At 61.0% G+C, this 24,630-nt stretch carries 24 protein-coding genes and 4 tRNA genes; 18 read left to right on the top strand and 10 right to left on the bottom strand.

The features are described from left to right. Position 1: 1 nt before the first annotated feature. Complete coding sequence (gene fkpB / locus QR290_RS25265) at positions 2-439, top strand: FKBP-type peptidyl-prolyl cis-trans isomerase (RefSeq protein WP_205350898.1); 438 nt, start codon at positions 2-4, stop codon at positions 437-439. 154 nt (positions 440-593) lie between these two features. Further along, the gene (gene ispH / locus QR290_RS25260) at positions 594-1,538 is read left to right on the top strand and encodes a 4-hydroxy-3-methylbut-2-enyl diphosphate reductase (protein WP_115079260.1); all 945 of its coding nucleotides are present in this window, start codon (positions 594-596) and stop codon (positions 1,536-1,538) included. Here ispH and QR290_RS25255 read toward each other — a convergent pair. After that, positions 1,510-2,064, bottom strand: coding sequence for a GspH/FimT family pseudopilin (locus QR290_RS25255; protein ID WP_289203833.1), 555 nt, complete (start codon positions 2,062-2,064; stop codon positions 1,510-1,512). The two genes, ispH and QR290_RS25255, sit on opposite strands and share 29 nt — an antisense overlap. Positions 2,065-2,191: 127 nt before the next feature. Here QR290_RS25255 and QR290_RS25250 point away from each other — a divergent pair, with 127 nt between their 5' ends. From QR290_RS25250 to thiO, 7 genes are read left to right on the top strand one after another with little or no spacing between them, the layout of a single operon-like run. Continuing rightward, positions 2,192-2,665, top strand: coding sequence for a GspH/FimT family pseudopilin (locus QR290_RS25250; protein WP_007959553.1), 474 nt, complete (start codon positions 2,192-2,194; stop codon positions 2,663-2,665). Beyond that, entirely contained in the window at positions 2,662-3,111 is a 450-nt protein-coding gene (gene pilV / locus QR290_RS25245; RefSeq protein WP_011336000.1) for a type IV pilus modification protein PilV, read from the top strand. Before QR290_RS25250 ends, pilV begins: the two co-directional genes overlap by 4 nt. Then, positions 3,108-3,821 (top strand): PilW family protein, encoded by a 714-nt coding sequence (locus tag QR290_RS25240; RefSeq protein WP_115079257.1) that lies wholly within the window; start codon positions 3,108-3,110, stop codon positions 3,819-3,821. The genes pilV and QR290_RS25240 overlap by 4 nt, the downstream gene beginning before the upstream one ends. Positions 3,822-3,831: 10 nt before the next feature. Continuing rightward, positions 3,832-4,311: a pilus assembly PilX family protein gene (locus QR290_RS25235; protein WP_115079256.1), complete on the top strand. Its 480-nt coding sequence runs from the start codon at positions 3,832-3,834 to the stop codon at positions 4,309-4,311. Beyond that, positions 4,298-7,390: a pilus assembly protein gene (locus QR290_RS25230; protein WP_289203832.1), complete on the top strand. Its 3,093-nt coding sequence runs from the start codon at positions 4,298-4,300 to the stop codon at positions 7,388-7,390. The genes QR290_RS25235 and QR290_RS25230 overlap by 14 nt, the downstream gene beginning before the upstream one ends. Positions 7,391-7,405: 15 nt before the next feature. After that, positions 7,406-7,807, top strand: a complete 402-nt coding sequence (locus QR290_RS25225; protein ID WP_085648738.1) for a type IV pilin protein — start codon at positions 7,406-7,408, stop codon at positions 7,805-7,807. A gap of 57 nt (positions 7,808-7,864) precedes the next feature. Then, positions 7,865-8,965 carry a glycine oxidase ThiO gene (gene thiO, locus QR290_RS25220; RefSeq protein ID WP_289203831.1) on the top strand — a complete coding sequence of 367 codons (1,101 nt, stop codon included), beginning with the start codon at positions 7,865-7,867 and terminating at the stop codon, positions 8,963-8,965. Positions 8,966-9,011: 46 nt separating this feature from the next. Here the strand turns inward: thiO and QR290_RS25215 are convergent, their stop codons facing one another. The 4 genes from QR290_RS25215 to QR290_RS25200 all read right to left on the bottom strand — a co-directional run bounded on the left by QR290_RS25215 (position 9,012) and on the right by QR290_RS25200 (position 13,309). Next, positions 9,012-10,358 carry a sigma-54-dependent transcriptional regulator gene (locus QR290_RS25215; RefSeq protein WP_115079253.1) on the bottom strand — a complete coding sequence of 449 codons (1,347 nt, stop codon included), beginning with the start codon at positions 10,356-10,358 and terminating at the stop codon, positions 9,012-9,014. Beyond that, on the bottom strand, positions 10,355-11,944 hold the full coding sequence (locus QR290_RS25210) for an ATP-binding protein (RefSeq protein WP_289205331.1): 1,590 nt from the start codon (positions 11,942-11,944) through the stop codon (positions 10,355-10,357). The genes QR290_RS25215 and QR290_RS25210 overlap by 4 nt, the downstream gene beginning before the upstream one ends. Further along, a complete protein-coding gene (locus tag QR290_RS25205; protein WP_115079251.1) occupies positions 11,934-12,167 on the bottom strand; it encodes a PP0621 family protein in 234 nt (77 codons plus the stop codon). The genes QR290_RS25210 and QR290_RS25205 overlap by 11 nt, the downstream gene beginning before the upstream one ends. Before the next feature lie 125 nt (positions 12,168-12,292). After that, positions 12,293-13,309, bottom strand: a complete 1,017-nt coding sequence (locus QR290_RS25200; protein WP_085697519.1) for an outer membrane protein assembly factor BamD — start codon at positions 13,307-13,309, stop codon at positions 12,293-12,295. A gap of 152 nt (positions 13,310-13,461) precedes the next feature. Between QR290_RS25200 and rluD the strand changes: the two genes are divergently transcribed. The 8 genes from rluD (at position 13,462) to QR290_RS25160 (ending at position 20,337) form a co-directional block, all read left to right on the top strand. Further along, the gene (gene rluD / locus QR290_RS25195) at positions 13,462-14,424 is read left to right on the top strand and encodes a 23S rRNA pseudouridine(1911/1915/1917) synthase RluD (RefSeq protein WP_011335991.1); all 963 of its coding nucleotides are present in this window, start codon (positions 13,462-13,464) and stop codon (positions 14,422-14,424) included. Further along, entirely contained in the window at positions 14,421-15,143 is a 723-nt protein-coding gene (gene pgeF, locus QR290_RS25190) for a peptidoglycan editing factor PgeF (protein WP_289203830.1), read from the top strand. Before rluD ends, pgeF begins: the two co-directional genes overlap by 4 nt. Before the next feature lie 129 nt (positions 15,144-15,272). Further along, complete coding sequence (gene clpB, locus QR290_RS25185) at positions 15,273-17,837, top strand: ATP-dependent chaperone ClpB (RefSeq protein WP_102716614.1); 2,565 nt, start codon at positions 15,273-15,275, stop codon at positions 17,835-17,837. 298 nt (positions 17,838-18,135) lie between these two features. Beyond that, positions 18,136-18,211 (top strand) — tRNA-Asn (locus QR290_RS25180). A 9-nt stretch (positions 18,212-18,220) separates the two neighbouring features. Continuing rightward, positions 18,221-18,297 (top strand) — tRNA-Pro (locus QR290_RS25175). 5 nt (positions 18,298-18,302) lie between these two features. Continuing rightward, positions 18,303-18,378: transfer RNA gene (locus QR290_RS25170), tRNA-Lys, on the top strand. Positions 18,379-18,475: 97 nt separating this feature from the next. Continuing rightward, positions 18,476-18,552, top strand: a tRNA-Pro gene (locus QR290_RS25165). Between the two features lie 159 nt (positions 18,553-18,711). Further along, positions 18,712-20,337 carry a methyl-accepting chemotaxis protein gene (locus tag QR290_RS25160; RefSeq protein WP_289203829.1) on the top strand — a complete coding sequence of 542 codons (1,626 nt, stop codon included), beginning with the start codon at positions 18,712-18,714 and terminating at the stop codon, positions 20,335-20,337. 72 nt (positions 20,338-20,409) lie between these two features. Here the strand turns inward: QR290_RS25160 and QR290_RS25155 are convergent, their stop codons facing one another. The 5 genes from QR290_RS25155 to QR290_RS25135 form a co-directional block, all read right to left on the bottom strand. After that, on the bottom strand, positions 20,410-20,817 hold the full coding sequence (locus tag QR290_RS25155) for an HvfA family oxazolone/thioamide-modified RiPP metallophore (protein ID WP_007959573.1): 408 nt from the start codon (positions 20,815-20,817) through the stop codon (positions 20,410-20,412). 209 nt (positions 20,818-21,026) lie between these two features. Further along, positions 21,027-22,325 (bottom strand): NAD(P)/FAD-dependent oxidoreductase, encoded by a 1,299-nt coding sequence (locus QR290_RS25150; RefSeq protein WP_115079248.1) that lies wholly within the window; start codon positions 22,323-22,325, stop codon positions 21,027-21,029. A gap of 66 nt (positions 22,326-22,391) precedes the next feature. Beyond that, entirely contained in the window at positions 22,392-22,565 is a 174-nt protein-coding gene (locus tag QR290_RS25145) for a DUF3094 domain-containing protein (protein WP_007909875.1), read from the bottom strand. 51 nt (positions 22,566-22,616) lie between these two features. Beyond that, positions 22,617-23,144: an MOSC domain-containing protein gene (locus tag QR290_RS25140; protein WP_289203828.1), complete on the bottom strand. Its 528-nt coding sequence runs from the start codon at positions 23,142-23,144 to the stop codon at positions 22,617-22,619. Further along, the gene (locus tag QR290_RS25135) at positions 23,141-23,767 is read right to left on the bottom strand and encodes a DUF1780 domain-containing protein (RefSeq protein WP_007959580.1); all 627 of its coding nucleotides are present in this window, start codon (positions 23,765-23,767) and stop codon (positions 23,141-23,143) included. Before QR290_RS25135 ends, QR290_RS25140 begins: the two co-directional genes overlap by 4 nt. A gap of 133 nt (positions 23,768-23,900) precedes the next feature. Here QR290_RS25135 and QR290_RS25130 point away from each other — a divergent pair, with 133 nt between their 5' ends. After that, positions 23,901-24,590 (top strand): energy-coupling factor ABC transporter permease, encoded by a 690-nt coding sequence (locus QR290_RS25130; RefSeq protein ID WP_289203827.1) that lies wholly within the window; start codon positions 23,901-23,903, stop codon positions 24,588-24,590. Positions 24,591-24,630: the final 40 nt, after the last annotated feature.

Genomic DNA, 24,630 nt, shown 5'->3' with positions numbered 1-24,630 from the left:
ATTGGCTGAGCAACGTATCGGCCAGAACACGGAAGTCACCTTGCACTTTGCATTGCGCCTGGAGAACGGCGACACGGTCGACAGCACTTTCGACAAAGCCCCTGCGACCTTCAAGGTCGGCGACGGCAATCTGCTGCCGGGCTTTGAGGCGGCTCTGTTCGGTTTCAAGGCCGGCGACAAGCGTACGCTGACCGTCGAGCCGGAAAACGCCTTCGGCCAGCCGAACCCGCAAAACGTACAGATCATCCCGCGCTCGCAGTTCGTGGACATGGAGCTGTCGCCGGGTCTGCTGGTGATCTTCAACGATGCGGCCAATACTGAGCTGCCGGGTGTGGTGAAAGAGTTCGACGACGCGCAAGTGACCGTCGACTTCAACCACCCGCTGGCGGGCAAGACGCTGACCTTTGACGTGGAAATCTTCTCCGTCAAAGCGCTGTAACTGACCGCACGCGGTCAAAAATGTGGGAGCGGGCTTGCTCGCGAATGCTGACTGACATTCAACATTGATGTTGTCTGACACACCGCTTTCGCGAGCAAGCCCGCTCCCACAGTTGGTCATTCATTGTTTTCGCGCGCAAGACACGAGGCACCGCATGCAAATCAAACTCGCCAACCCCCGTGGCTTCTGCGCCGGCGTGGACCGGGCGATCGAAATCGTCAACCGCGCACTGGAGGTCTTCGGGCCGCCGATCTATGTGCGTCATGAAGTGGTGCACAACAAGTTTGTGGTCGAAGACCTGCGCAGTCGTGGCGCGATCTTTGTCGAAGAACTGGATCAGGTGCCGGACGAAGTCATCGTGATCTTCAGTGCCCACGGCGTCTCGCAAGCCGTGCGCACCGAAGCCGCCGGCCGGGGCCTGAAAGTGTTCGACGCCACCTGCCCGCTGGTGACCAAGGTGCACATCGAAGTCGCGAAATACAGCCGCGACGGTCGCGAGTGCATTCTGATCGGCCACGCCGGTCACCCGGAAGTCGAAGGCACCATGGGCCAGTACGACGCCAGCAATGGCGGCGCGATTTACCTCGTCGAAGACGAGAAGGATGTCGCCGAGTTGCAGGTGCGCAATCCCGAAAAACTCGCCTTTGTCACCCAGACCACGCTGTCCATGGATGACACCAGCCGAGTTATCGACGCATTGCGTACGCGTTTTCCTGCCATTGGCGGGCCGCGCAAGGACGATATCTGCTACGCCACCCAGAACCGGCAGGACGCGGTCAAGCAACTGGCCGACGAATGCGATGTGGTGTTGGTCGTGGGCAGTCCGAACAGCTCCAACTCCAACCGCCTGCGTGAGCTGGCCGAACGCATGGCCACGCCGGCCTACCTCATCGATGGCGCCGAAGACCTGCAGAAGAGCTGGTTCGACGGTGTCGAGCGTATCGGCATCACCGCCGGTGCCTCCGCTCCGGAAGTCCTGGTGCGTGGCGTGATCCAGCAGTTGCAGGCCTGGGGCGCCACCGGTGCCGACGAACTGGCCGGGCGTGAGGAGAACATCACGTTCTCGATGCCTAAAGAGCTGCGCGTCCGCTCGATCTGATCGCTTTATCCTTTTGACACAACGCCTGTTCAGCCTTTTGGCTGGCCAGGCGTACGCGACCAGTCGCCGCCAGCACCACCTGGAGCTGGCTGACCGGTTCGCGAGCCGAGCATAGATGTAACGTCCCCGCCTGAAACTTCCGGTCCGGCACCAGTGGCTGGCCCAGGCTGCTGAAACGTATGTACCGGCTCACCAGCCAGTTGCCGACAATCGGTATCCGTCCGTCGCTCGCCAGCTCGATCAGCAATGGATTATCGGCGTCCTCGGCTCCCTTTCCGCTGATATCCAGAATGATCCGCCAGCCCTGGCCCCAGTCACCGTTGATGCCATGAATCACCACGCTCTGATTGCGCGTGATGGCCATGGTCCGGGCATTACGAATCCCGTCGAGCAAAGACTGGGCGGCCAGCTGCCGCCGGTTTGATTCGGTGAAGTCCGCCAGCGCCGGACTGACCAGCAACAGAACAATTGCGCCGATCGCCAGTCCCATAAGCAGTTCGACCAGACTGAAACCCTGTTGCGGCATGTGCGCGTCCTCCCTGGATTGTGCACAGCGGCGCAGTCCGTGCGCCGTTCGAGGTAAATCAACCGGCGCATGCCGGTCGAATGTTCTAGGTTTGTACAGGTATAGCCGACGGCAACGGAGGGCATCGATGGATCATCGTACAAAAGGTTTCACGCTGATCGAGCTGTTGGTGGCGGTCGCGGTGTTTGTGATCCTGATCACGATGGCGGTGCCGGCGTTCACCCGTTCGGTGCAGGGCAGCAAGGCCGACACCGAGGTCGGCGACCTGCAACGAGCCCTCAATTACGCAAGGCTCGAGGCGATCAACCGGGGCATCACCACCCGCTTGCGGCCGAGTGCCGGAGGCAGTGTCTGGACCGGCGAGTTGTCGGTCTATGACAGTACTGGCACTCCGGCCAATGTATTGCGGGTTGTTCCAGCGATGAGCAGCGGCGCGACTCTGACGCTACCCTCTGGAGTGACGGCGCTGGATTTCAACAATCTGGGCGGTCTGGCGGCACCGTCCACGGCGGTAGTCATCAGTTACGTGCTGGGAACGCAAAGCAGGACGCTGAACGTGTGTCTGAACGGACGAATTCAATTGGGTGGAAGTTGCGGATGAGGGCAGGGAGCAAGCACGCACAGGAGGGCATGACGCTGATCGAAGTGCTGGTCGCGTTGTTGATTCTGACGGTCGGGTTGCTGGGTGCGGCAGCGGTTCAGCTCAATGCGCTGAAATACACCGACAGCTCGCGGATGACCAGCCAGGCGAGTTTCATCGCCTACGACATGATGGACCGGATCCGCGCCAACTCGGGCGCCGACTACACCGTCACACCGCCCACCACGGGCAACCTGAGTGTCGCCCGGGATCAGGACCTCTACGACTTCACCACCAACATCGTCAATTTCGGCGGCCCGACCGCCACCGGCAGCATCACCCTCAATCAACGCGTGTACACCATCACCATCACCTGGAGTGACGCGCGCGCCGCCAATACGACCAGTGCGCCTCGTAGCTTTGTCCTGACCAGCCGCGCCGCGGTCGATCCGGTGGCCACGCCATGAAGCGCCAAAACCTGGGCTTCGGCCTGATCGAAATGCTGGTCGCCCTCGCTCTGGGGTTGATCGTCGTGCTCGGCGTGGTGCAGATCTTTCTGGCGGCGAAAAACACCTACGTCAGCCAGAACAGCGCGGCCGCCATGCAGGAAGATGCTCGATTCGTGCTGAGCAAGATGATTCAGGAACTGCGCATGGTGGGCATGTTCGGCTGCCTGGGCACGATTACCGATTCCAGCTCGGCGGGGGATTTCACTGCGGCCCAGATCGCGCCGATCAGCTGGGACAATGCCAATCTCAAGCTGACCCTGGTCACCGCCGATGTCGGCAGTGCGGGTGGGACGCCGACCTGGACCGTGGTCTCCGACTGCCGCAACAGCGCCACCGCTTATACCGGTGCCCGGGCTGCGGCGACGGGACAGATCGCGTTTCCGATCCGTCGGCTGATCTACAGCTTCAGCAACAACCAGATTCTGATGGGCACCGGCAGCGGTAATCCGGCCCAGCAAGTGCTGGTGAATAACGTCAGTGCGTTCACCGTGATGTTCGGTCTGGCGAGTTCCGCGACCGATGTCGCGGCGTCCACCTACAGTGCCAACCCCAGTGATCCGGCGCGGATCCGCAGCGTGCGCCTGAGCCTGACCCTCACTGATCCGAACAATCGGGTCCGCAATCAAACCTTCAACGTGGTTGCCGCCTTGCGCAACCGCTTGCAGTGAGGGGCGAGCGATGAACGTTTCTCTCCATCGGCGACGGTCCCAGGGCGGCATGGTGTTGCTGGTCAGCCTGGTGTTTCTGCTGCTTCTGACGGTGATCGGCCTGTCATCGATGCAGAGCGCCAACCTGCAGGAAAAAATGGCCGGCAGCGTGAGCCTGCGCAATCAATCGTTCCAGACTGCCGAGGCGGCGCTGCGCGTCGGCGAAAGTGCGGTGCAACTGGACGGCTACGCGCTGGCGGTGTGCGCCAGCACAACCCAGTGTGCGCCGCCGGCGGAATCCTCGGTGGTCAGCGCGGCGGGGCTCAATTCCACGTCGGGCGTGACCTGGATCGCCGCCGGCAGCGGGTTCTACGGAGTGCAGAACATCGGCACGACCCTGACGGCGGTGAACGTGCCGAGCAACACCTCGGCGACTTTGTACCGGGTCACGGCCGTCGGCATCGCCGGCACTTCGCGCAGTGTGGTGGAGAGTGTCTATGCGAAGTACTGAGCGACGCTTCAAGTGGCTGTCGCTGCTGCTCGGCATGTTGGCCGGGCTCTATCTGACTGCGCCGGCGTATGCCTTCACGCCGTCCGATTCGCCGCTGTTGAGCGCGGCCGCCGTGCCGCCGAACGTCATGTTGATGATCGACGACTCGGGCAGCATGAACAGCATCATCTACGCGGCGGGTTTTGATCCGACCGTGGATCGCACGGCGGCCCGCCAGTGCAACGCGGTCATTGGGCTGTGCCTGAGCTCGACCGCAATCACTGGCGATACGATCTTTCTCTCGAGCCTGCCGACCTCCGGCTGCTCCGGTGGTGCCTATGCGTTCTACAACAACAGCCTGACGCCGCTCTGTCTGAAGCTGCCGGATCCGGTGGGCAGCGGCAACACCCGCTACTCGGCGGATTACATTTCCTACGTGGTCGGGCTGGCGATCAACAACGGCACACGTGATTTCACCACTGGGGCGATTCCCAACGATTACCGGATCAACGTGGCGCGCAACGTCTCTACCGCACTGGTCACCAGCAACCGCAACCTGCGCATGGGCCTGGCGACCTTCAACCCGGCCACCAGCAACAACCCTGGCAACGGTGGTTTCATTGCACGCTCCATCAGCGACCTGTCACCGGTCAGCGGCAGCGTGACCCAGGCTCAGGCTGACACCAACTACAACGCGCTGATCTCCTCGATCAACGGCCTGAGCGCGGTGGCCAACACGCCACTGGCCGAGACCTACTACGAAATCACCCGCTACATGCGCGGGATGGCGCCGTACTACAACAGCATGCCCAGCACCTACACCAGTCCGATCCAGTATCGCTGTCAGAAAAACTACGGGGTGGTCATCACCGACGGCCTGCCGACCTACGACCGTACCTTTCCGAGCAACGACCCGCTTGGCGGCAGTCGCCTGCCGAACTGGGACGGCATCAACAATGACGGGAACAACCTGAACGGGGACGGGGAGGGCGATACGCTGTACCTGGACGATATCGCCAAGTTCGCCTTCGACATCGACATGCGTTCCTCCGGCACCGACGCGGCGGGCAAGAGCTGGAATGCGGTGGATTTTCCCCGGCAGAACATGAACACCTACACCGTGGGTTTCACCGCTTCCAACGACATGCTTTCGGACGCCGCCGATTACGGGCAGGGCCGCTACTACCAGGCGACCGACAGCGCCGGCCTGAATGCCGCGCTGTCCTCGGCGTTGAGCGATATCACCTCCAAGGCCGGCTCCGGTGGCAGCGGTGTGGCCAGCGGCACGACGCTGGCGAGCGGCACCAGTTATTTCCAGACCAGCTATGACCCCAAAGACTGGCGCGGCACTATCAAATCCTTTGGCTTCACCTCGGCCGGGGCGGTCAACACATCGGCCGTGCTGTGGACCACTGACACGGCCATCGTGCCCGGTGCCACTGCGCCGACCTACCAGTCGTGGAACTCCCTGAACAACGCGGTGGTAACGCTGGCCTACGGCAACTTCGCCCCGGCCCAGCAGACCGTCCTCAGCCAGGGTTTGCCCACCGGCATCAGTGGCAACGACCTGGTCGAATGGAGCAAGGGCACCAACAAGACCGGGCTCAAAGTGCGCAGCGTGTTGCTTGGGGACATCATCAACTCGCCGCTCGTACTGGCTTCGCCCACGGAAAAAACCGCTTCCGATCTGGCCGGTGACACCAGCTACAGCACCTACCTGACCACCAAGGCTGCGAACATGAATGCCAGCCTGGTGGTGAACGCCAACGACGGTTTTGTCAGCGTCATCAACTCGGCCAACGGTACCCGGCGCTATGCCTACATGCCGTCCAGCGTATTGCCCTCGCTGCGCCTGATTGCCGATCCGAACTACGTCAACGGCGTCAGCCACAAGTTTCTGGTGGACGGTCAGCTCGGTGTATTCGATGCGCAATTCGGCACGGCCTGGAAAACCCTGGCTATTGGCGGGACAGGAGCCGGTGGCAAGACGTTCTACGGGCTTCAGCTGTACGACGCCTCGGCGGGCAACGTTATCCGCGCCTTGTGGGAAGTCAGCGCGCCCGCCACCGCCAGTACTTCCAACGCTTTCAATGATCTGGGTTACGCCTATGCCCGTCCGGAGGTGGCACGCTTGGCCGATGGTCGCTGGGCGGCGTTCATTGCCAACGGTTATGGCAGCAACTCCGGGGTGGCGGCGCTATATGTGCTGGATGTGCGTGACGGCTCGCTGATCAAGAAAATCGTCATCGACAGTACGGAAACCACCAACGGTTTGTCCTCGGTGAAGCTGCGGGTCAATTCGCAGAACGTGGTGCAGGCCGCATATGGCGGTGACTTGAAGGGACGGCTGTGGAAGTTCGACCTGAGCGCCACTTCGTCCGACAGCTGGGGCGTGGCGTTTTCCGGCAAACCGTTGTTCACCACGGCTGGCGGGGCAACTCAGCCAATCACCGCGCAACCGTTGCTGGCGGACAATGCTCTGGGCGGCAAACAGATCTTCGTCGGCACGGGCAAATTCAACGAAGCCACCGACAAGACCAACAAGGATTTGCAGGCGTTCTATTCGGTGTGGGACGCCGATGGCGGGTCGGGCCAGATCACGGTCAGCAGTTTGCAGGCGCAGGCGATTACCGGGGTGTTCTCCGGCAGTACCGGGCAGTTCGTCACCACCAGCCAGAACGACACGACCTATCCGGCGGAGAAGGGCTGGTACCTGCCGCTGGTGTACAACAACGCATTGACCGGCGAACGGGTGATCAATCAGGCCAGTCTGGTGCTGGGACGTATCGTGTTCACCACGGCCAGTGTCGATACCACCGACCCGTGTTCCAGTTTCGGTACTGGCAAACTGATCGAACTCGATGCGTTCAGCGGTAAGATGCTCAACTACGCGGTGCTCGACACCAACGCCGATGGCGTGGTCGACAGCAACGACACGATTTCCAGCGGCGTGGTCTTCACCGGCGGTATCCCGACCCTGAACGCCATCGTCAACGGTGCATCACGCAAGGTCGTGAACGATTCCAGTGGCGGTATCACCACCCTGGTGGAAAAATCCGGCGGCGGCAGCCGTCGTATCATGTGGCGGCAAATTCAGTAAGCGAGAGTTCGAGGCATGCGCAGATCCAACCGAGGCTTCACCCTGATCGAAATCATGATCGTGATTGCGATCATCGGTATCGTCATCACCATCGGCTATCCGAGCCTCACCGAATACGTGAAGAAGGGCCGCCGCGCCGACGTGGTCAGCACTTTGTCGGAACAGGCACAGATCCTCGAACGCTTCTATTCGAAGAACAACGTCTACACCGGTGTCACCGGGTTGAGCACCGGCAACGATTTCTACACCATCACGCCGACGATCACCGATCAGACCTTCCTGCTGACCGCGACCCGCAAGACCGGCACGGCGATGGCCACTGACAAGTGCGGGGATTTCACCCTCACCAACACCGGTGTCAGAAGCATGAACAACGCGACCACCGGGCTGACCACCAAGGATTGCTGGGGCCGCTGAGCCGCTTTATTTCGGGCGCCATTTGCGCCCACTGTCTTTTTTACGGTTGGATCAAACATGACCAGGCAACAGCAAGTGGTGATTGTCGGTGGCGGGGTGATTGGCCTGCTCACTGCGTACAACCTCGCCTCCGAGGTCGGCAGCGTGGTGCTGCTGGATCGTTCGAACGTCGGCCAGGAATCGTCCTGGGCCGGTGGCGGTATCGTGTCTCCGCTGTACCCGTGGCGTTACAGCCCGGCCGTCACCGCGCTGGCGCACTGGTCGCAGGATTTTTATCCACAGCTGGGCGAGCGGCTTTTTGCCGATACCGGGGTCGACCCCGAAGTGCACACCACCGGCCTGTACTGGCTGGACCTGGATGACGAAGCCCAAGCGTTGGCGTGGGCTGCGCGGGAGAACCGTCCGTTGCGGGCTGTGGATATCTCGGCGGCGCATGATGCGGTGCCGGTGCTCGGTGGCGGTTTTTCCCGGGCGATCTACATGGCCGATGTGGCCAACGTGCGCAATCCACGGCTGGTGAAGTCTTTGAAAGCTGCGTTGCAGGCGCTGCCGAACGTGACGATTCATGAGCAGTGTGAAGTCAGCGGGTTTGTCCGTGAAGGTGAGCGGGTGGTGGGCGTGCAGACCTCCACTGGTGTGATTGCCGGCGATCAGGTCGTTCTCACTGCGGGCGCGTGGAGCGGCGAATTGCTCAAGACTCTGAATCTTTCCCTACCGGTGGAGCCGGTCAAGGGCCAGATGATTCTCTACAAGTGTGCAGCGGATTTCCTGCCGAGCATGGTGCTGGCCAAGGGGCGCTACGCGATTCCGCGCCGCGACGGGCACATTCTGATTGGCAGTACGCTGGAGCACGAAGGCTTCGACAAGACCCCGACGAACAACGCGCTGGAAAGCCTCAAGGCTTCGGCAGTCGAATTGTTGCCGGCGCTGGCGGATGCCGAAGTGGTGGGGCACTGGGCCGGGCTGCGACCGGGTTCACCGGAAGGCATTCCTTATATTGGCCGGGTTCCGGGGTTTGACGGTCTGTGGCTGAATTGCGGGCATTACCGCAACGGCCTGGTGCTGGCGCCGGCGTCCTGTCAGTTGTTTGCCGATGTGATGCTGGGGCGCGCGCCGATCATTGATCCGGCGCCGTATGCACCGGCCGGTCGGATCTGAAGCCACATCAAAAGAACGCAGCCGATAAAGGCTGCGTTCTTTTTGTTCAATCCAGCCCCAATTTCTTGAGCCTGTAGCGCATCGACCTAAACGACAGACTCAACCGCTGCGCCGCCGCCGTGCGATTCCAGCGGGTTTCCTCCAGCGCCTGCAGAATCAGTTTGCGTTCGACGCTTTCCAGATAGTCTTCCAGGTTGTCGATCTGCGTGAGATCGGCAATACCACCTTCAGCGGCGCCGTTACCTTCGATCAGGCGTAAATCCTCGGCCTCGATCGTGCGGTTTTCACACAGGGTATGCGCCCGCTCAAGCACGTTCTCCAGCTCCCGCACGTTGCCCGGAAAACGGTAGTTTTTCAGCGACTCGAGGGCATGGGGATGAAGACGTGCCGCCGGCTGCCCGGTGCCATTGGCCAGGCGCTTGAGCATGTGGCCGGCCAGTGCTTCGATGTCCTCGCGACGTTCGCGCAGAGACGGTACGCGCAGTTCGATTACGTTCAGCCGGTAATACAGATCCTGACGAAAGCGCTCGGCAGCCACTTCCGCGTCGAGGTCCTTGTGCGTCGCGCAGAGGATGCGCACATCGACCACAGTTTCCTGTTGACCGCCGACGCTGCGCACGGCTTTTTCCTGGATCGCCCGCAGCAGCTTGACCTGCATCGGCAGCGGCAGATCCGCCACTTCATCGAGAAATAGCGTGCCGCCATGGGCCGCCTGAAACAGCCCCGGTTTATCCTCCACCGCGCCGCTGAAACTGCCTTTGCGATGGCCGAAGAACTCGCTCTCCATCAACTCCGACGGAATCGCCCCGCAGTTCACTGGCACGAACGGCTGGCTGGCACGCGGGCCCTGTTCGTGAATCAGCCGGGCGACCAGCTCTTTGCCGCTGCCGGACTCGCCGCTGATGTAGACCGGTGCCTGGCTGCGGGCCAGTTTGTCGATTTGCTTGCGCAGGTTGCGCATCGGCGGTGAATCGCCAAGCAAGCGCCGGTCGATCGAGGTACAGACATTGCCCGGCGCCGGCATGCGCAACGCCGAGCCGACCAGCTCGCGCAGGCGTGTCAGGTCCACCGGTTTGGTCAGGAAGTCGAAAGCCCCGGCCTTCAGGGCGTTGATCGCCGTTTCCAGGCTGCCGTAGGCGGTGATCATCGCCACCGGCAGTTGTGGATAACGTTGCTGGATGTGCTGCACCAGTTCCAGGCCGGTGCCGTCGGGCAGGCGCATGTCGGTCAGGCACAGGTCGAAAGTCTCGCGGTGCAGCAGTGCCTGGGCTTCTGCGAGATTGCGTGCGCTGAAGGTGTCGAGTTTCATCCGTCCCAGGGTGATTTCCAGGAGTTCGCGGATATCCGGCTCGTCGTCGACGATGAGGATTTTTTGCCGTGGGCTCGTGTTCAACTTTGTTTCCGTCCGTGAGCAAAGGTGATGCGAAAGCAGCCGCCGCCTTGGCGTGATTTGAAGTCTAGGCGCGCTTGATTGCTTTCGCACAGCTCACGGGACAGATAAAGCCCAAGGCCGGTGCCCTGGCTGCTGGTGGTAAAGAATGGTTCGAACAGGTGAGCCTGCTGATCCGGTGGCACGCCGGGGCCGTTGTCCTGCACCTCAAGCACGGCCAGCGTGCTTTCGGGGTCGATCAACAGCGTCAGCCAGACCTCGGCCGGATCGTGCAAAAGGGCACTGTGGCGCCAGCCGTTGCGTAACAGATTGTCGAGAATCTGCGTGAGCTGGCCGGGATCCATCAACGTGCGGAAATCCCCCGGGCCGATGTGCAGGTGAATGTGCTGGCGCTCGCCGGCCTGTTCACGGCTCTCGCTGACGAACTGCTCCAGCCAAAGCTTGAGATCCAGCCGTTGCGGCGCGCTCTGCTGACGGCGGGACAGTTGCAGGACGTTTTCGATGACTCGGTTCATGCGCTGGGAGTGGTCTTGAATGATCTGCGTCAGACGCCGATCCGCGCCATCGAGTTCCTCGGATTCCTGCAACAGCTGCGCGGCATGACTGATGGCCCCCAGCGGATTGCGGATTTCATGGGCGATACCGGCGGTGAGCCGGCCCAGCGCGGCCAGCTTCAATTGTTGGGCCTGCTGGGCGATCTGGGCGAGGTCCTCGAGAAACACCAGGGTCTGGCGGTTCGGGCTCTGTTCCAGGGCGATGAAGCTCGGCTGCAGCTCCAGGCCATTGCCGGCGATCTTCAGGCTTTGCGGGCGCAGCGTCGGGTTGTTCAGCCACAGTTGCAGGCGCTCGACCAACGCGCTCGAGTGGTCGTCGATCAAGTCGCCTTCAAGGTGTGTCTGGCCCAGCAGGGTCCTGGCGCTATGGTTGGCCAGTTGCACCCGGCGTTGTTCGTCGAGCACCAGAATGCCGGTGCGCATGCGTTGCAGGATGAGCGCGTTGAGGGCTTCGAGCCCCACGACTTCGCTGGCGCGCTGTTCGGCCAGGTTCTCGCTGACCTCGAGACGGCGCATCAATCCTTGCACCAGCAATGAGGCCGCAAAGCATAGGGCGCCGAGGGTACCGGCCTGCAAGTAATCGTTGGCGCTCAGGGGATGGCTGAAACTCAGCAGAAAGCTGAGCCCGACGATGCCGAGGGTGGCGATGGCGGCGATCAGCAAGCCGATGCGTCGTCGCAGTAATGTGTTGCTGATGGCCACCGAGACGATCAGCAAGTTGCCGATCGCACTGGCCACGCCGCCCGCCGCATAGAACACCCCGCACAGCAGCAGGATGTCGACCAGTGCCAGGCCGAACAGCTGGGCGGGACGGCGGATGTTCTCGAGGAACACCACCAGCAGGATGTTCAGCACCAGGTACAACCAGCTGCCATTGCGCAGCCACTCGTCGTTGGTCGAGTTCAGCAGACGGTTGTCCATGTTGCTGGAAATCAGCAACACCAAAGTGATGCCGACACTCAAACGGTACAGATGATAGAGGCGCAGCAGTCGCTGGGCCTGTTTGCTGTCGGCGTTGTCGGCCTCAGCGATCACTGGAACCTGGGCCTTGCTCAAGGTGAGCCTGGCTGCAATACCACTGTTGTTGAAGATTCAGCGCACGGTCGCGGGGCAGGTGTACGCCGCAATGGGCGCAGCGCACCATCGGCGCGGCATCCTGTTCGCGAGGCGATCGGGCGGACGAGGCGGGGGCCTTGAATTTGCGCCACAACCAGACAGCGGCGGCGATCAAGGCAATCCAGAACAGTAAACGAAGCATGATGGGCGGCTTTTCGGCTAATGATTCGGCAGTTTAGCCAAGGACCCGACAGGCGCACAGCCCAATCACACGCCGCAATAAAAAGGGAGATCCGAAGATCTCCCTTTTTGGTATCACCGAAGTGATCAGTCAAACAGACCGAAGGTCAGGTAACTGAAGATGGAACGGTCGCTGTCGCTCGACTCCGGTTCCGGCTCTTCGATCACGTCGCCGTTTTCGTCTTTCGGCTTGAGCTCGTTCGGGATCGCGTCTTTCGCGTCCTGGAACTGTTTCTGCACGTCCTGGTTGGCGCGGGTCTCTCCCGGCGGCAGCGGCGGACGGGATTCGATCAGACCCAGCGTGGCCTTGCTCAGGAACGAACGGTTGTCGGCTTCGGCAACGCGAGGCACGAACTGACCGTCCTGCAGGCTCGGGTGGTTCGGGTAGTTGAGCTTCAGGGTTTCCAGGCTGGTGGCCGCCAATTCGTCCAGGTGCAGACGCTGGTAGGCTTCGGTCATCACCGCCAGGCCGTCACCGACCGATGGGGTTTCCTGGAAGTTTTCCACTACATAACGACCACGGTTGGCGGCGGCGACATAGGCCTGACGGGTCAGGTAGTAGTCGGCCACGTGGATTTCGTAGGCGGCCAGCAGGTTGCGCAGGTAGATCATGCGCTGCTTGGCGTCCGGCGCGTAGCGGCTGTTCGGGTAGCGGCTGGTCAGCTGGGCGAACTCGTTGTACGAGTCGCGGGCGGCACCCGGGTCACGCTTGGTCATGTCCAGCGGCAGGAAGCGCGCCAGCAGGCCGACGTCCTGGTCGAACGAAGTCAGGCCCTTCAGGTAGTAGGCGTAGTCGACGTTCGGGTGCTGCGGATGCAGACGAATGAAACGCTCGGCGGCGGACTTTGCAGCTTCCGGCTCGGCGTTCTTGTAGTTGGCGTAGATCAGTTCCAGCTGCGCCTGATCGGCGTAGCGACCGAACGGATAACGCGACTCCAGAGCCTTCAGCTTGGCTGTGGCGCTGGTGTAGCTGTTGTTGTCCAGGTCCTGTTGAGCCTGCTGGTACAGCTCGGCTTCACTCAGGTTTTCGTCTACGACTTCCTTCGATGAGCAAGCAGCGGTCAATGCGAGGATGGCGATCAGCAGCAGGTGTTTCACTTGCATGGCGGCTTGCGTCCCTATGACGGCCGCTGTCTTGGGCGGGGCCGTCCTGTTATGATGAGCGCCCCGTTGAAAAGCCCCGGGGCAAAAGACGCCGTATTTAACCACAAGCGCGCAGCCGAAACCAAAGGCTGTAGCCGACGCCCAGTCCGAGCATGTCCGATAAAATTGAACTTCGCGCAGAGGTGCCGTCCGAATTGGGCGGCCAACGCCTCGATCAAGTCGCCGCCCAACTCTTCGCCGAGCACTCGCGCTCGCGCCTTTCCGCCTGGATCAAAGAAGGTCGCCTGACTGTGGACGGGGCGGTCATCCGCCCGCGCGACATCGTTCATGGCGGTGCCATCCTTGAGCTCACTGCCGAGCAGGAGGCCCAGGGTGAATGGGTCGCTCAGGACATCGAACTCGACATCGTCTATGAAGACGACGACATTCTGGTGATCAACAAGCCTGCGGGCCTGGTGGTGCACCCGGCTGCCGGTCACGCTGATGGCACCTTGCTCAACGCCTTGCTGCACCACGTGCCGGACATCATCAATGTCCCGCGCGCCGGTATCGTGCATCGTCTGGACAAGGACACCACCGGTCTGATGGTGGTGGCCAAGACCATTCAGGCGCAGACCAAACTGGTCGCACAACTGCAAAGCCGCAGCGTCAGCCGGATCTACGAGTGCATCGTGATCGGTGTGGTCACTGCCGGCGGCAAGATCAACGCCCCGATCGGTCGTCACGGCCAGCAGCGCCAACGCATGGCGGTGATGGAAGGCGGCAAGCCTGCCGTCAGCCACTACCGCGTGCTGGAGCGCTTCCGTTCCCACACCCACGTACGGGTGAAGCTGGAAACCGGTCGTACCCACCAGATTCGCGTGCACATGGCGCACATCAACTTCCCGTTGGTCGGCGACCCGGCATACGGCGGTCGTTTCCGCATTCCGCCGGCCGCGAGCCAGACCATGGTCGAGTCCCTCAAGCACTTCCCGCGTCAGGCCCTGCATGCGCGGTTCCTCGAGCTGGATCACCCGACCACCGGTGAACGCATGAGCTGGGAATCGCCGCTGCCGGAAGATCTGGTCTGGCTGCTGACCCTGCTCAAGCAGGATCGCGAGGCATTCGTCGGATGAACTGGCTGACGCCGGACTGGCCCGCGCCGGCCAGCGTCAAGGCCTGTGTCACCACCCGTGAGGGCGGCGTCAGCGAGGCGCCGTTCGACAGCCTTAACCTGGGCGATCATGTCGATGACCGCCCGGAGGCCGTCGCCGAAAACCGTCGGCGCCTGACCGAACACTTCTCTATAAAGCCTGCCTGGTTGCAGCAAGTGCACGGGGTTGCCGTGGCGCATGCTGATCCGTCCGTGGTCGCAACGGCGGATGCCAGCTGGACGGCAACCCCCGGTATCGCTTGTGCAGCAATGACCGCCGACTGCCTGCCTGCGCTGTTCTGCGACCGTGCCGGTACTCGCGTGGCAGCGGCGCACGCGGGTTGGCGTGGTTTGGCGGCTGGCGTGCTGGAAGCAACGCTGGACAGTCTGGATGTACCCGCTGAGGACGTACTGGTCTGGCTCGGCCCGGCCATCGGTCCGCAAGCCTTCGAAGTCGGTCCGGAAGTCCGGGAAGTCTTCATGAATCAATTGCCCGAAGCCGAGACAGCCTTTGTTCCGAGCCACAACGCCGGCAAGTTCATGGCCGACATCTATAAGCTGGCGCGCCTGCGTCTGGCGGTTCGCGGTGTCACCGCTGTTTATGGTGGCGGTTTCTGTACCGTGACCGATCCGCGCTTCTTTTCCTATCGCCGTGCGTCACGCACCGGTCGCTTCGCTTCTTTAGTCTGGCTCACCCGCTAAACTGTCTGATCTGCATCAACTGTCACACGCTTGAATCTTCCAGAATCGACCGCATCTATAGCGGTATCTGGCAGGTTTCTTTATTCAGGATGGTTTTTAGGTCCGGCCTGCTCAAAAGGAAGGTGACCCATGCGTATAGACCGTTTAACCAGCAAATTGCAGTTGGCGTTGTCCGATGCCCAATCCCTGGCTGTCGGCCACGATCATCCGGCCATCGAGCCGGCGCATTTGATGCAAGCCATGCTTGAACAGCAGGGTGGTTCGATCAAGCCCCTGTTGATGCAGGTGGGCTTCGACGTCAACAGCTTGCGTAAAGAGCTGACCAAAGAGCTCGATCAATTACCGAAAATCCAGAACCCGACCGGCGACGTCAACATGTCGCAGGATCTGGCGCGTCTGCTCAACCAGGCCGACCGTCTGGCCCAGCAGAAGGGCGACCAGTTCATTTCCAGCGAGCTGGTACTGCTCGCGGCGATGGACGAGAACAGCAAGCTTGGCAAGTTGCTGCTCGGCCAGGGTGTGAGCAAAAAGGCGCTGGAGAATGCGATCAACAACCTGCGCGGTGGCGAGGCGGTCAATGACGCCAACCACGAAGAGTCGCGTCAGGCGCTGGATAAATACACCGTCGACCTGACCAAGCGCGCCGAAGAAGGCAAGCTTGACCCGGTGATCGGCCGTGACGATGAAATTCGTCGCACCATTCAGGTACTGCAGCGCCGTACCAAGAACAACCCGGTGCTGATCGGCGAACCTGGCGTGGGTAAAACCGCGATTGCCGAAGGTCTGGCCCAGCGCATCATCAACGGCGAAGTGCCGGATGGCCTACGTGGCAAGCGCCTGCTGTCCCTCGATATGGGTGCGCTGATTGCCGGCGCCAAGTATCGCGGCGAGTTCGAAGAGCGCCTGAAAGCGCTGCTCAACGAGCTGTCGAAGCAGGAAGGGCAGATCATTCTGTTCATCGACGAACTGCACACCATGGTCGGCGCCGGCAAGGGCGAAGGCTCGATGGACGCCGGCAACATGCTCAAACCGGCCCTGGCCCGTGGTGAGCTGCATTGCGTCGGCGCGACCACGCTCAACGAGTACCGCCAATATATAGAGAAGGACGCGGCCCTCGAGCGGCGCTTCCAGAAAGTGCTGGTGGACGAGCCGAGCGAAGAAGACACCATCGCGATCCTGCGTGGCCTCAAGGAGCGTTACGAGGTTCACCACAAGGTGGCGATTACCGACGGCGCGATCATCGCGGCGGCCAAGCTCAGCCATCGTTACATCACTGACCGGCAACTGCCGGACAAGGCGATCGACCTGATCGACGAAGCGGCCAGCCGCATCCGCATGGAGATCGACTCCAAGCCGGAAGTTCTGGATCGTTTGGAGCGGCGCCTGATTCAACTGAAAGTCGAATCCCAGGCGCTGAAGAAAGAAAGCGACGAAGCGGCGATCAAGCGCCTGGAAAAACTCCAGGAAGAAATCGTCCGTCACGAGCGTGAGTATTCGGATCTGGAAGAAATCTGGAACTCGGAAAAAGCCGAGGTACAGGGTTCTGCGCAGATTCAGCAGAAGATCGAACAGTCCCGTCAGGAACTGGAAGCCGCGCGCCGTAAAGGCGACCTGAACCGCATGGCCGAGTTGCAGTACGGGGTGATCCCGGATCTGGAGCGTAGCCTGCAAATGGTCGACCAGCACGGCAAGAGCGAAAACCAGTTGCTGCGCAGCAAGGTGACCGAAGAGGAAATCGCCGAAGTCGTTTCGAAGTGGACCGGCATTCCGGTGTCGAAAATGCTCGAAGGCGAGCGCGACAAGTTGATGAAGATGGAAAGCCTGTTGCATCAACGCGTGATCGGCCAGGACGAAGCGGTGGTTGCTGTGGCCAACGCGGTGCGGCGCTCCCGTGCCGGGTTGTCCGACCCGAATCGCCCGAGCGGCTCGTTCATGTTCCTCGGCCCGACCGGTGTCGGTAAAACCGAGCTGTGCAAGGCGCTGGCCGAATTCCTCTTCGATACGGAAGAGGCGATGGTGCGGATCGACATGTCCGAGTTTATGGAGAAACATTCCGTGGCTCGGCTGATCGGTGCGCCACCGGGCTACGTCGGTTACGAAGAGGGCGGTTATCTGACCGAAGCGGTACGGCGCAAGCCTTACTCGGTGATCCTGCTGGACGAAGTCGAGAAGGCGCACCCGGATGTGTTCAACATCCTGCTGCAAGTGCTGGAGGATGGTCGTCTGACCGACAGCCACGGCCGCACGGTGGACTTCCGCAATACCGTGATCGTCATGACCTCCAACCTGGGGTCGATGCAGATCCAGGAACTGGTCGGTGATCGGGAAGCACAACGGGCAGCGGTGATGGATGCGATTTCCACCCACTTCCGTCCGGAGTTCATCAACCGGGTCGATGAGGTGGTGATCTTCGAGCCATTGGCACGGGATCAGATCGCGGGCATTACCGAGATCCAGCTGGGCCGTCTGCGCAGCCGTCTGGCCGAGCGCGAGCTGAAGCTGGAACTGAGCCCGGAAGCGATGGACAAGCTGATTGCCGTCGGTTACGACCCGGTCTATGGCGCACGGCCGCTGAAGCGGGCGATCCAGCGCTGGATCGAGAACCCGTTGGCGCAGTTGATCCTGTCGGGACGGTTCATGCCAGGGGAGACCGCGACCGGCGTTGTGGAGAACGACGAGATCACGTTCAACTGACGCTCGACAGTGGTGAAGTAATCAAGGCCTCGCAATGCGAGGCCTTTTTTTTCGCCAGGCTGTTGAACTCAAAGGAAAAGGCTTGTAAAGTGCGCCCCGCAGTCAGTCACCAACACGGTTTCAGCTCACTGGGCAGAAATCTGAAATAAGTTGCAAATCATTAACTTGAAAGCAATTTAGGGGGTTGACAGAGGTGTTCTAGGTTGTAGAATAGCGCGCCTCAGACACACGAACGCAGCGATGCGAAAACGATGTCGAGAAGCTGCAAGTTTCACCGTTGTAAATTGAAATATGTAGTTCCGTGATAGCTCAGTCGGTAGAGCAAATGACTGTTAATCATTGGGTCCCAGGTTCGAGTCCTGGTCACGGAGCCAATTTCAAGCCGGGGTATAGCGCAGTCCGGTAGCGCGCCTGCTTTGGGAGCAGGATGTCAGGAGTTCGAATCCCCTTACCCCGACCATATTTGGGTCGTTAGCTCAGTTGGTAGAGCAGTTGGCTTTTAACCAATTGGTCGTAGGTTCGAATCCCACACGACCCACCATTTTTGAAACCAGTTAACGCTGGGATCGAATCTTAAGATCAGAGGCCAAAAGCGCTGATCGAAGAAGGCGATCTTTGAAAGGTCGCCTTTTTTTTACCGGGGTATAGCGCAGTCCGGTAGCGCGCCTGCTTTGGGAGCAGGATGTCAGGAGTTCGAATCCCCTTACCCCGACCATATTAAAAATCCTCGTATCGAAAGATACGGGGATTTTTTTTGTCCTCCAGAAATGTTTCATTCAAGTCATCGTACAACTTGCCGATAGCCCGCTAACCAAAGGGGCCTGCCATTGATCGCCCCTTGAATCCGGCCAATACAAGAAAAAGGGCGTTCGTCATGTTGCTTCGTCATTTGAATATTGCTCCCCGTGCCGCCCTGGGCTTTGCCCTGATCGCGGTGCTGGTCGCGTTGCTCGGAGTGTTTGCGCTGGGGCAGATGTCGAGCATCCGCGACAGCGAAGTGGCGGTGGAAACGCAGTGGCTGCCGAGCATTCGCGGTGGCGACGAGATTCGCGAGATCATGTTGCGCATTCGCACTATCTCCCTGCGCATGGCGCTGGATCAGGATCCGGCCAACATCGCCACGTACCGCAGCCAGATGGACACCCGCGACAAGGAACTGAGCGAGAAAATCGCCGCTTACGACCGGCTGGTGACCACTCCGGAAGGCCAGCAGTTATACGATCAGTTCAAGAAAACCTTCGCCGCCTACCGCACCGGGATCGCCCAGTCGTTCACCCTCGCCGAGCAAGGCAAGCGCGACGAGCTGACCAAGCTGCTGCTGGTCGACATGAAAACCGTGGTCGACGGCTCCGGCAAACAACTCAATGACCTGGCCGATCTGTTCGCTCGTCAGGTTGCCGCCGAAAGCCAGAACTCTGCGGCCCACTACGAAACCTCGCGCACTATCGTGACCTTGTTTATCGCTCTGGCGGCATTGGCCACCGTGGCGCTGGCCATGTTGCTGACCCGCAGCATCGTTCGCCCCCTGAGCGCCGCCGTCGACGCTGCTGAACACGTCGCCAAAGGTGATCTGACCCGCCCGATCGAAACCCACGGCAACGATGAAGTCAGCCGTTTGCTCAAGGCGTTGGCGACCATGCAGCAGAATCTGCGCGAAACCCTGCAGGGCATCAGCGGCTCGGCCACGCAACTGGCGACCGCTTCCGACGAATTGAGTGCGGTCACCCACGACAGCACGCAAGGGCTGCAACAGCAGAACAACGAAATCGAACAGGCCGCCACCGCCGTCAACGAGATGACCACGGCGGTCGAGGAAGTCGCCCGCAATGCGGTGTCGACGTCCGACGCCACCCGCCAGTCCAGCGAGTCGGCGCAGTTGGGCCAGGAGCGGGTCAGCGAAACCGCTGGTGCCATCAACGCCTTGGCCAGCGAAGTCGAACACACTGGCGAGCTGGTGCAATCGCTGGCCAACCAATCCCAAGATATCGGCAAAGTGCTGGATGTGATCCGGGCGATCGCCGAACAGACCAATCTGCTGGCACTCAACGCCGCCATCGAAGCAGCGCGGGCCGGGGAGAGCGGGCGTGGATTTGCGGTAGTAGCCGACGAAGTCCGCGCGCTGGCTTATCGCACGCAGCAGTCGACTCAGGAAATCGAGCAGATGGTGCAGGGCATGCGCAACGGTTCGAGCCTGGCGCTGGAGTCGATGCAGGCCAGTGCCTCGCGCGCCGCCACCACGCTGGTGCTGGCCGAGCGGGCCGGCGAAGCGTTGCAGACGATCACGGCCTCGGTACACGAAATCCATGAGCGCAATCTGGTGATCGCCAGCGCCGCCGAAGAACAGGCGCAAGTGGCGCGGGAAGTGGACCGCAATCTGGTGAACATTCGTGATCTATCGGTGCGTTCGGCGGCGGGGGCCGATCAAACCAACGCGTCGAGCCATGAACTGTCGCAACTGGCCAACGCCCTGCAAGGCATGGTGCGACGCTTCCAGTTGTAATCATGCAGGTGTGAAAAAGCCGCGCTTCTCGTCAGAGAAAGCGCGGCTTTGTTTTGTCGGGCGTCTGAAAAATCAGGCACCGTCCTGATCTTTCAGGTGCTCGAACAGGCCTTTCGGCATTTTCTTGCCATTGGCTTCGAAGTTGGCTTTGACGTTGTTGTACGCCTCTTGCTCGTCGATGAAGCCGTCGTGGTTGGTGTCGATCTTGTCGAAGTCGGACTTCGGCGCGACCTTCAGAAATTCGGCGCGCGAAACCTTGCCGTCGCCATCGGTGTCGGTCTTGGCCATCGACGCATCGCCGCATTTGCCTTCACCGCATTTGCCTTCCGGGGTTTTCACCGAGGTCTCGGCCGAAGCGACCATGTAGCCCTGGGCCAGCGGTTGTGCGGCGAACACCGAGCCGGACAGCATCAAGCCGCCGGCCAGTACGGCACCGACCAGGCCAAGGGAGTTTTTGCCGATTTTCGAAGTACGGGACATTGCATTCTCCTTCGGTTGCACAGCGCAACCACACGTTGAGGGCGATCAGCCGGAGCAGGTGTGCTCGGGTGTGACCATTAAGCGGTGGCGGTGTATCGCGTCTGTGTCGAGGAGCGGGGCGTTTGTAAGCGAAGGTGGGGAAAGCGGGGACAGATACAGTAGAAGACAAAGCACCGTGGGAGCGAGTCCGCCCCCACGGTGCTTTTACATCAGTGCAGCTTCAGGCGAGGCTCGGTGCCGCGTCCGATCTTGCTGCCCAGCATCAGCATCGCCGTGCGGAAAGGCCCGTACAGTGCCATCTGGTGCATGCGGTACAGCGACACGTAAAACATCCGCGCCAGCCAGCCTTCGAGCATCACGCTGCCGGTCAGGTTGCCCATCAAGTTACCCACAGCCGAAAAACGCGACAGCGAAATCAGCGAGCCGTAGTCGGTGTACTTGTACTCCGGCAGGGTCTTGCCTTCGATGCGCAATTTCAGCGATTTGGCCAGCAGCGACGCCTGTTGGTGCGCAGCCTGGGCCCGTGGTGGAACGTTGCGATCCGAGCCCGGTTGCGGGCAGGCGGCGCAGTCACCGAAGGCGAAGATGTTTTCGTCGCGGGTGGTCTGCAGCGTCGGCAGCACATGCAGCTGATTGATGCGGTTGGTTTCCAGACCATCGATGTCCTTGAGGAAACCCGGTGCGCGGATCCCGGCAGCCCAGACTTTCAGACTGGCCTTGATCTCGTTGCCATCGGCGGTGATCAGGCTGTCGGCGGTGACCTGGCTGACCGACGCGTTGGTCATCACGTTGACCCCGAGCTTTTCAAGAGTCTTGTGCACCGGCCCGCTGATACGTTCCGGCAGAGCTGGCAGCACCCGTGGCCCGGCTTCGATCAGGGTGATGTGCATGTTTTCCGGTTTGATCCGGTCCAGACCATAAGCCGCCAGTTCATGAGCCGCGTTGTGCAGCTCGGCTGCCAGTTCGACGCCCGTGGCACCCGCGCCGACGATGGCCACGCTGATCTGCTGGACCGTATCGGTCTGCCCGGCGTGTGCACGCAGATAGTGATTGAGCAGTTGCTGGTGGAAACGTTCGGCCTGTTTGCGGGTATCAAGGAACAGGCAGTGCTGCGCTGCGCCCTGAGTGCCGAAATCGTTGGTGGTGCTGCCGACCGCGATCACTAGCGAGTCGTAGGGCACTTCCCGCGCCGGAACCAGTTCGACGCCGTTTTCGTCGTAGGTGGCAGCCAGCTGGATTTTCTTCTGCTCACGATCGAGCCCGCTCATGCGCCCCAGCTGGAACTCGAAGTGGTTCCATTTGGCCTGGGCGACATAGTTGAGTTCGTCTTCGGAAGAGTTCAGCGATCCGGCGGCCACTTCGTGCAACAGCGGTTTCCAGATGTGCGTGAGGTTCGCGTCGACCAGCATGATGCTGGCGGTGCCGCGTTTGCCCAGCGTCTTACCCAGACGGGTAGCCAACTCCAGACCGCCGGCGCCGCCGCCGACAATGACAATACGATGGGACATAGGGATAGCTCGCAAGGTTTTTAAAGGAAATCTTTGTCGTCGTAACCCGAGCGAGCGCGATGCAGCTCATAGCGTCAGGTAACTGATAAATCGGCTCAACAGGCCCAGACCAATGGTCACTGCCAGCACCAGCACCAGGAGCATCCACGGCCGGAATGGCCGGCGCTCGACACGGTGTTGGGACAATTGCAGGTACTCTTCGACATGCTTCTGGTCTTCGGGGTTCAGGCGGCTGGTCATAAAGGCCTCGTCAGGTAGACGTTACTGAATGAGAACACGCTACAGCGGTTTTCAACCGGGATTGAACGCAGCATAGCCACTGTCCGGGACCGGTTCGACAGACACACTGTCCCCGAGGCGAATGATCCCGCTTTGTAACACTCGCGCGGTGATTCCGCCATGCCCGCGCACGGCCTGGAACGTTCCGGGGCCGAGGTTGTTTTGCAGGCGCGCGCACGGCTGGCACCAGCCCGTGGTTTCGAAAATCGCCTGCCCAATGCGAAAGCGCCGCCCCTTGAGGCTGAACAGGTTGATCCCGCTTATAACGAGATTGCGTCGCAGATCTTCAGGCATGACCGGTTGTTCGGCCGACCGGCCCATCAAGGCGCTGATGACGGCCAGATGTTCCCATTGAATCAGCGTCACCTGCCGCGCATTGCGCACACCGGGCCGAGCGTGATCGCCGGTGAGCCCGGCTTCAAGCCGCGCCTCCACGGCATCGAGCGTGAGCATCGGCCCCCGTGACTCGGGGCGTACGCCAATCCAGCGCACGCATCCGGTCTGTGGGACATCGGCAATCAATTGTTGAAGTGGCGTCACAGGCTGATCCCGACATCGAACACGATGCTGCGCCCCAGGTTGCCGCGCAGAAAATCCGGGGCATCGGGGTGGGCGAACAGCACCCGGGCAAAGGTCGGCCCGACCAGCGACAGCGAGCGCCAGCCCTGACGCAGGTATTCGGTAGGCGGCGGAAAGTGGCTGTTGAGGTCGAGCACTTCGCGTTTGAGGCTGGCGAAGGCGATGATGTCCAGCTCGCCCAGGTCCATGCCGCGTTCCTTGTAGTTGTGCGCTTTCTTGCGCAAGGTCGGCGCCAGTCTCAGCAGAAATTCATTCGCCGGAATCCGCCGCGGCTTGGCTTCACGGCGCACCAGTTGGCTGAGGGAAAACGCACTGCGCCGACGTTGCAGCTCATCGCGCCATTCGTCGTTGAGCCGACGGCCCTCGTCGAGGACGAAAAACACCTCGAAGTTGGCGTCGCGAAACAAAACGTCCGGCGGTTCCCCGGCAGGCGCGAATTCGTCGGCGCGATAAGGAATATTCAAGCCTTGCAGCAGGCGCTGGCAGACCCAACGCTCACGCTCCCATTTGCGGGCATTGGACAGGAAAGCGTTGGCTTGCTCGGCCGCGATGGTCAGCAGGCGTAAATAATCTGAGTCATCCATAGGCCCAAGCTTAGCGTTCAATTGCGACAAGCAGAAAGCTTTGCATCGGGAGATGTGCCGCCGTGCAGGTGTAGACTTCGCCACAGGAGCGCCAATCAAAGGAGTCTGCGGTGCGAATGAAGGTGATGGGATCATGATCGGTGCAGAACTGCTGTCATCGACAAGTCTGACCCTCGGCTGGCTGATTTACCTGCCAGTGCTGCTCTGGGCGATTGTCCGCACACCGTGGGTCGAGCTGTTCAGCGACAACCGCCGTCAGCATTTGCTGTTCGGCACGGTGTTCGCGTTGTTTCTGCTGTGGCTGGTGCGCAGGGATTTCGATACCGGCGTGTCTTACCACTTCATCGGCATGACGGCGGTGACGCTGCTGCTGGACTGGCCGCTGGCGATCGTCGGCGGACTGGTGGCGCAACTGGGACTGGTGCTGTTGGGACGTCAGGATCTGGTGGCCGTCGGGGTCAACGGTGCCTTGCTGATCCTGTTGCCAGTGTTGATCACCGAATGCGTGGCGATCCTGGTCGAGCGCGCTCAGCCGCGCAATCCGTTCGTGTACATCTTCTGTTCCGGCTTTTTCGCTGCGGCGCTGTCGGCGTTGTTCTGCCTGACGCTGAGCCTGATGCTGCTCTGGTACGACGGCCTGTTTGCCATGCCCGAATGGCTGGAAGATTTCATCGGTTACCTGTGGCTGCTGATTTTTCCCGAAGCCTTCATCAACGGCATGGTCGTCAGTGCGCTGGTGGTGTTCTGCCCGGAATGGCTGGAGACCTTCAACCGCACCCGCTACCTTTCGGCGCCCTGGAAGGACGACGACCCCAAGTCTTGATCCACATCAAATCCACTCTGCGCGCGGCATTTCATGCTCG

The organism is Pseudomonas fluorescens (assembly GCF_030344995.1).
In the GTDB taxonomy this organism is placed as follows: Bacteria; Pseudomonadota; Gammaproteobacteria; order Pseudomonadales; family Pseudomonadaceae; genus Aquipseudomonas; species Aquipseudomonas fluorescens_BF.
Note: the sequence above shows the minus strand (reverse complement) of the source record. Positions and strands in the feature narration are given on the sequence as shown.

Excerpts from the sequence above, each read along its gene's own strand:
- ispH (WP_115079260.1), top strand. The coding sequence starts at position 594 with ATGCAAATCAAACTCGCCAACCCCCGTGGCTTCTGCGCCGGCGTGGAC.
- QR290_RS25255 (WP_289203833.1), bottom strand. The coding sequence starts at position 2,064 with ATGCCGCAACAGGGTTTCAGTCTGGTCGAACTGCTTATGGGACTGGCG.
- QR290_RS25250 (WP_007959553.1), top strand. The coding sequence starts at position 2,192 with ATGGATCATCGTACAAAAGGTTTCACGCTGATCGAGCTGTTGGTGGCG.
- pilV (WP_011336000.1), top strand. The coding sequence starts at position 2,662 with ATGAGGGCAGGGAGCAAGCACGCACAGGAGGGCATGACGCTGATCGAA.
- QR290_RS25240 (WP_115079257.1), top strand. The coding sequence starts at position 3,108 with ATGAAGCGCCAAAACCTGGGCTTCGGCCTGATCGAAATGCTGGTCGCC.
- QR290_RS25235 (WP_115079256.1), top strand. The coding sequence starts at position 3,832 with ATGAACGTTTCTCTCCATCGGCGACGGTCCCAGGGCGGCATGGTGTTG.
- QR290_RS25230 (WP_289203832.1), top strand. The coding sequence starts at position 4,298 with ATGCGAAGTACTGAGCGACGCTTCAAGTGGCTGTCGCTGCTGCTCGGC.
- QR290_RS25225 (WP_085648738.1), top strand. The coding sequence starts at position 7,406 with ATGCGCAGATCCAACCGAGGCTTCACCCTGATCGAAATCATGATCGTG.
- thiO (WP_289203831.1), top strand. The coding sequence starts at position 7,865 with ATGACCAGGCAACAGCAAGTGGTGATTGTCGGTGGCGGGGTGATTGGC.
- QR290_RS25205 (WP_115079251.1), bottom strand. The coding sequence starts at position 12,167 with ATGCTTCGTTTACTGTTCTGGATTGCCTTGATCGCCGCCGCTGTCTGG.
- QR290_RS25200 (WP_085697519.1), bottom strand. The coding sequence starts at position 13,309 with ATGCAAGTGAAACACCTGCTGCTGATCGCCATCCTCGCATTGACCGCT.
- rluD (WP_011335991.1), top strand. The coding sequence starts at position 13,462 with ATGTCCGATAAAATTGAACTTCGCGCAGAGGTGCCGTCCGAATTGGGC.
- pgeF (WP_289203830.1), top strand. The coding sequence starts at position 14,421 with ATGAACTGGCTGACGCCGGACTGGCCCGCGCCGGCCAGCGTCAAGGCC.
- clpB (WP_102716614.1), top strand. The coding sequence starts at position 15,273 with ATGCGTATAGACCGTTTAACCAGCAAATTGCAGTTGGCGTTGTCCGAT.
- QR290_RS25160 (WP_289203829.1), top strand. The coding sequence starts at position 18,712 with ATGTTGCTTCGTCATTTGAATATTGCTCCCCGTGCCGCCCTGGGCTTT.
- QR290_RS25155 (WP_007959573.1), bottom strand. The coding sequence starts at position 20,817 with ATGTCCCGTACTTCGAAAATCGGCAAAAACTCCCTTGGCCTGGTCGGT.
- QR290_RS25150 (WP_115079248.1), bottom strand. The coding sequence starts at position 22,325 with ATGTCCCATCGTATTGTCATTGTCGGCGGCGGCGCCGGCGGTCTGGAG.
- QR290_RS25145 (WP_007909875.1), bottom strand. The coding sequence starts at position 22,565 with ATGACCAGCCGCCTGAACCCCGAAGACCAGAAGCATGTCGAAGAGTAC.
- QR290_RS25135 (WP_007959580.1), bottom strand. The coding sequence starts at position 23,767 with ATGGATGACTCAGATTATTTACGCCTGCTGACCATCGCGGCCGAGCAA.
- QR290_RS25130 (WP_289203827.1), top strand. The coding sequence starts at position 23,901 with ATGATCGGTGCAGAACTGCTGTCATCGACAAGTCTGACCCTCGGCTGG.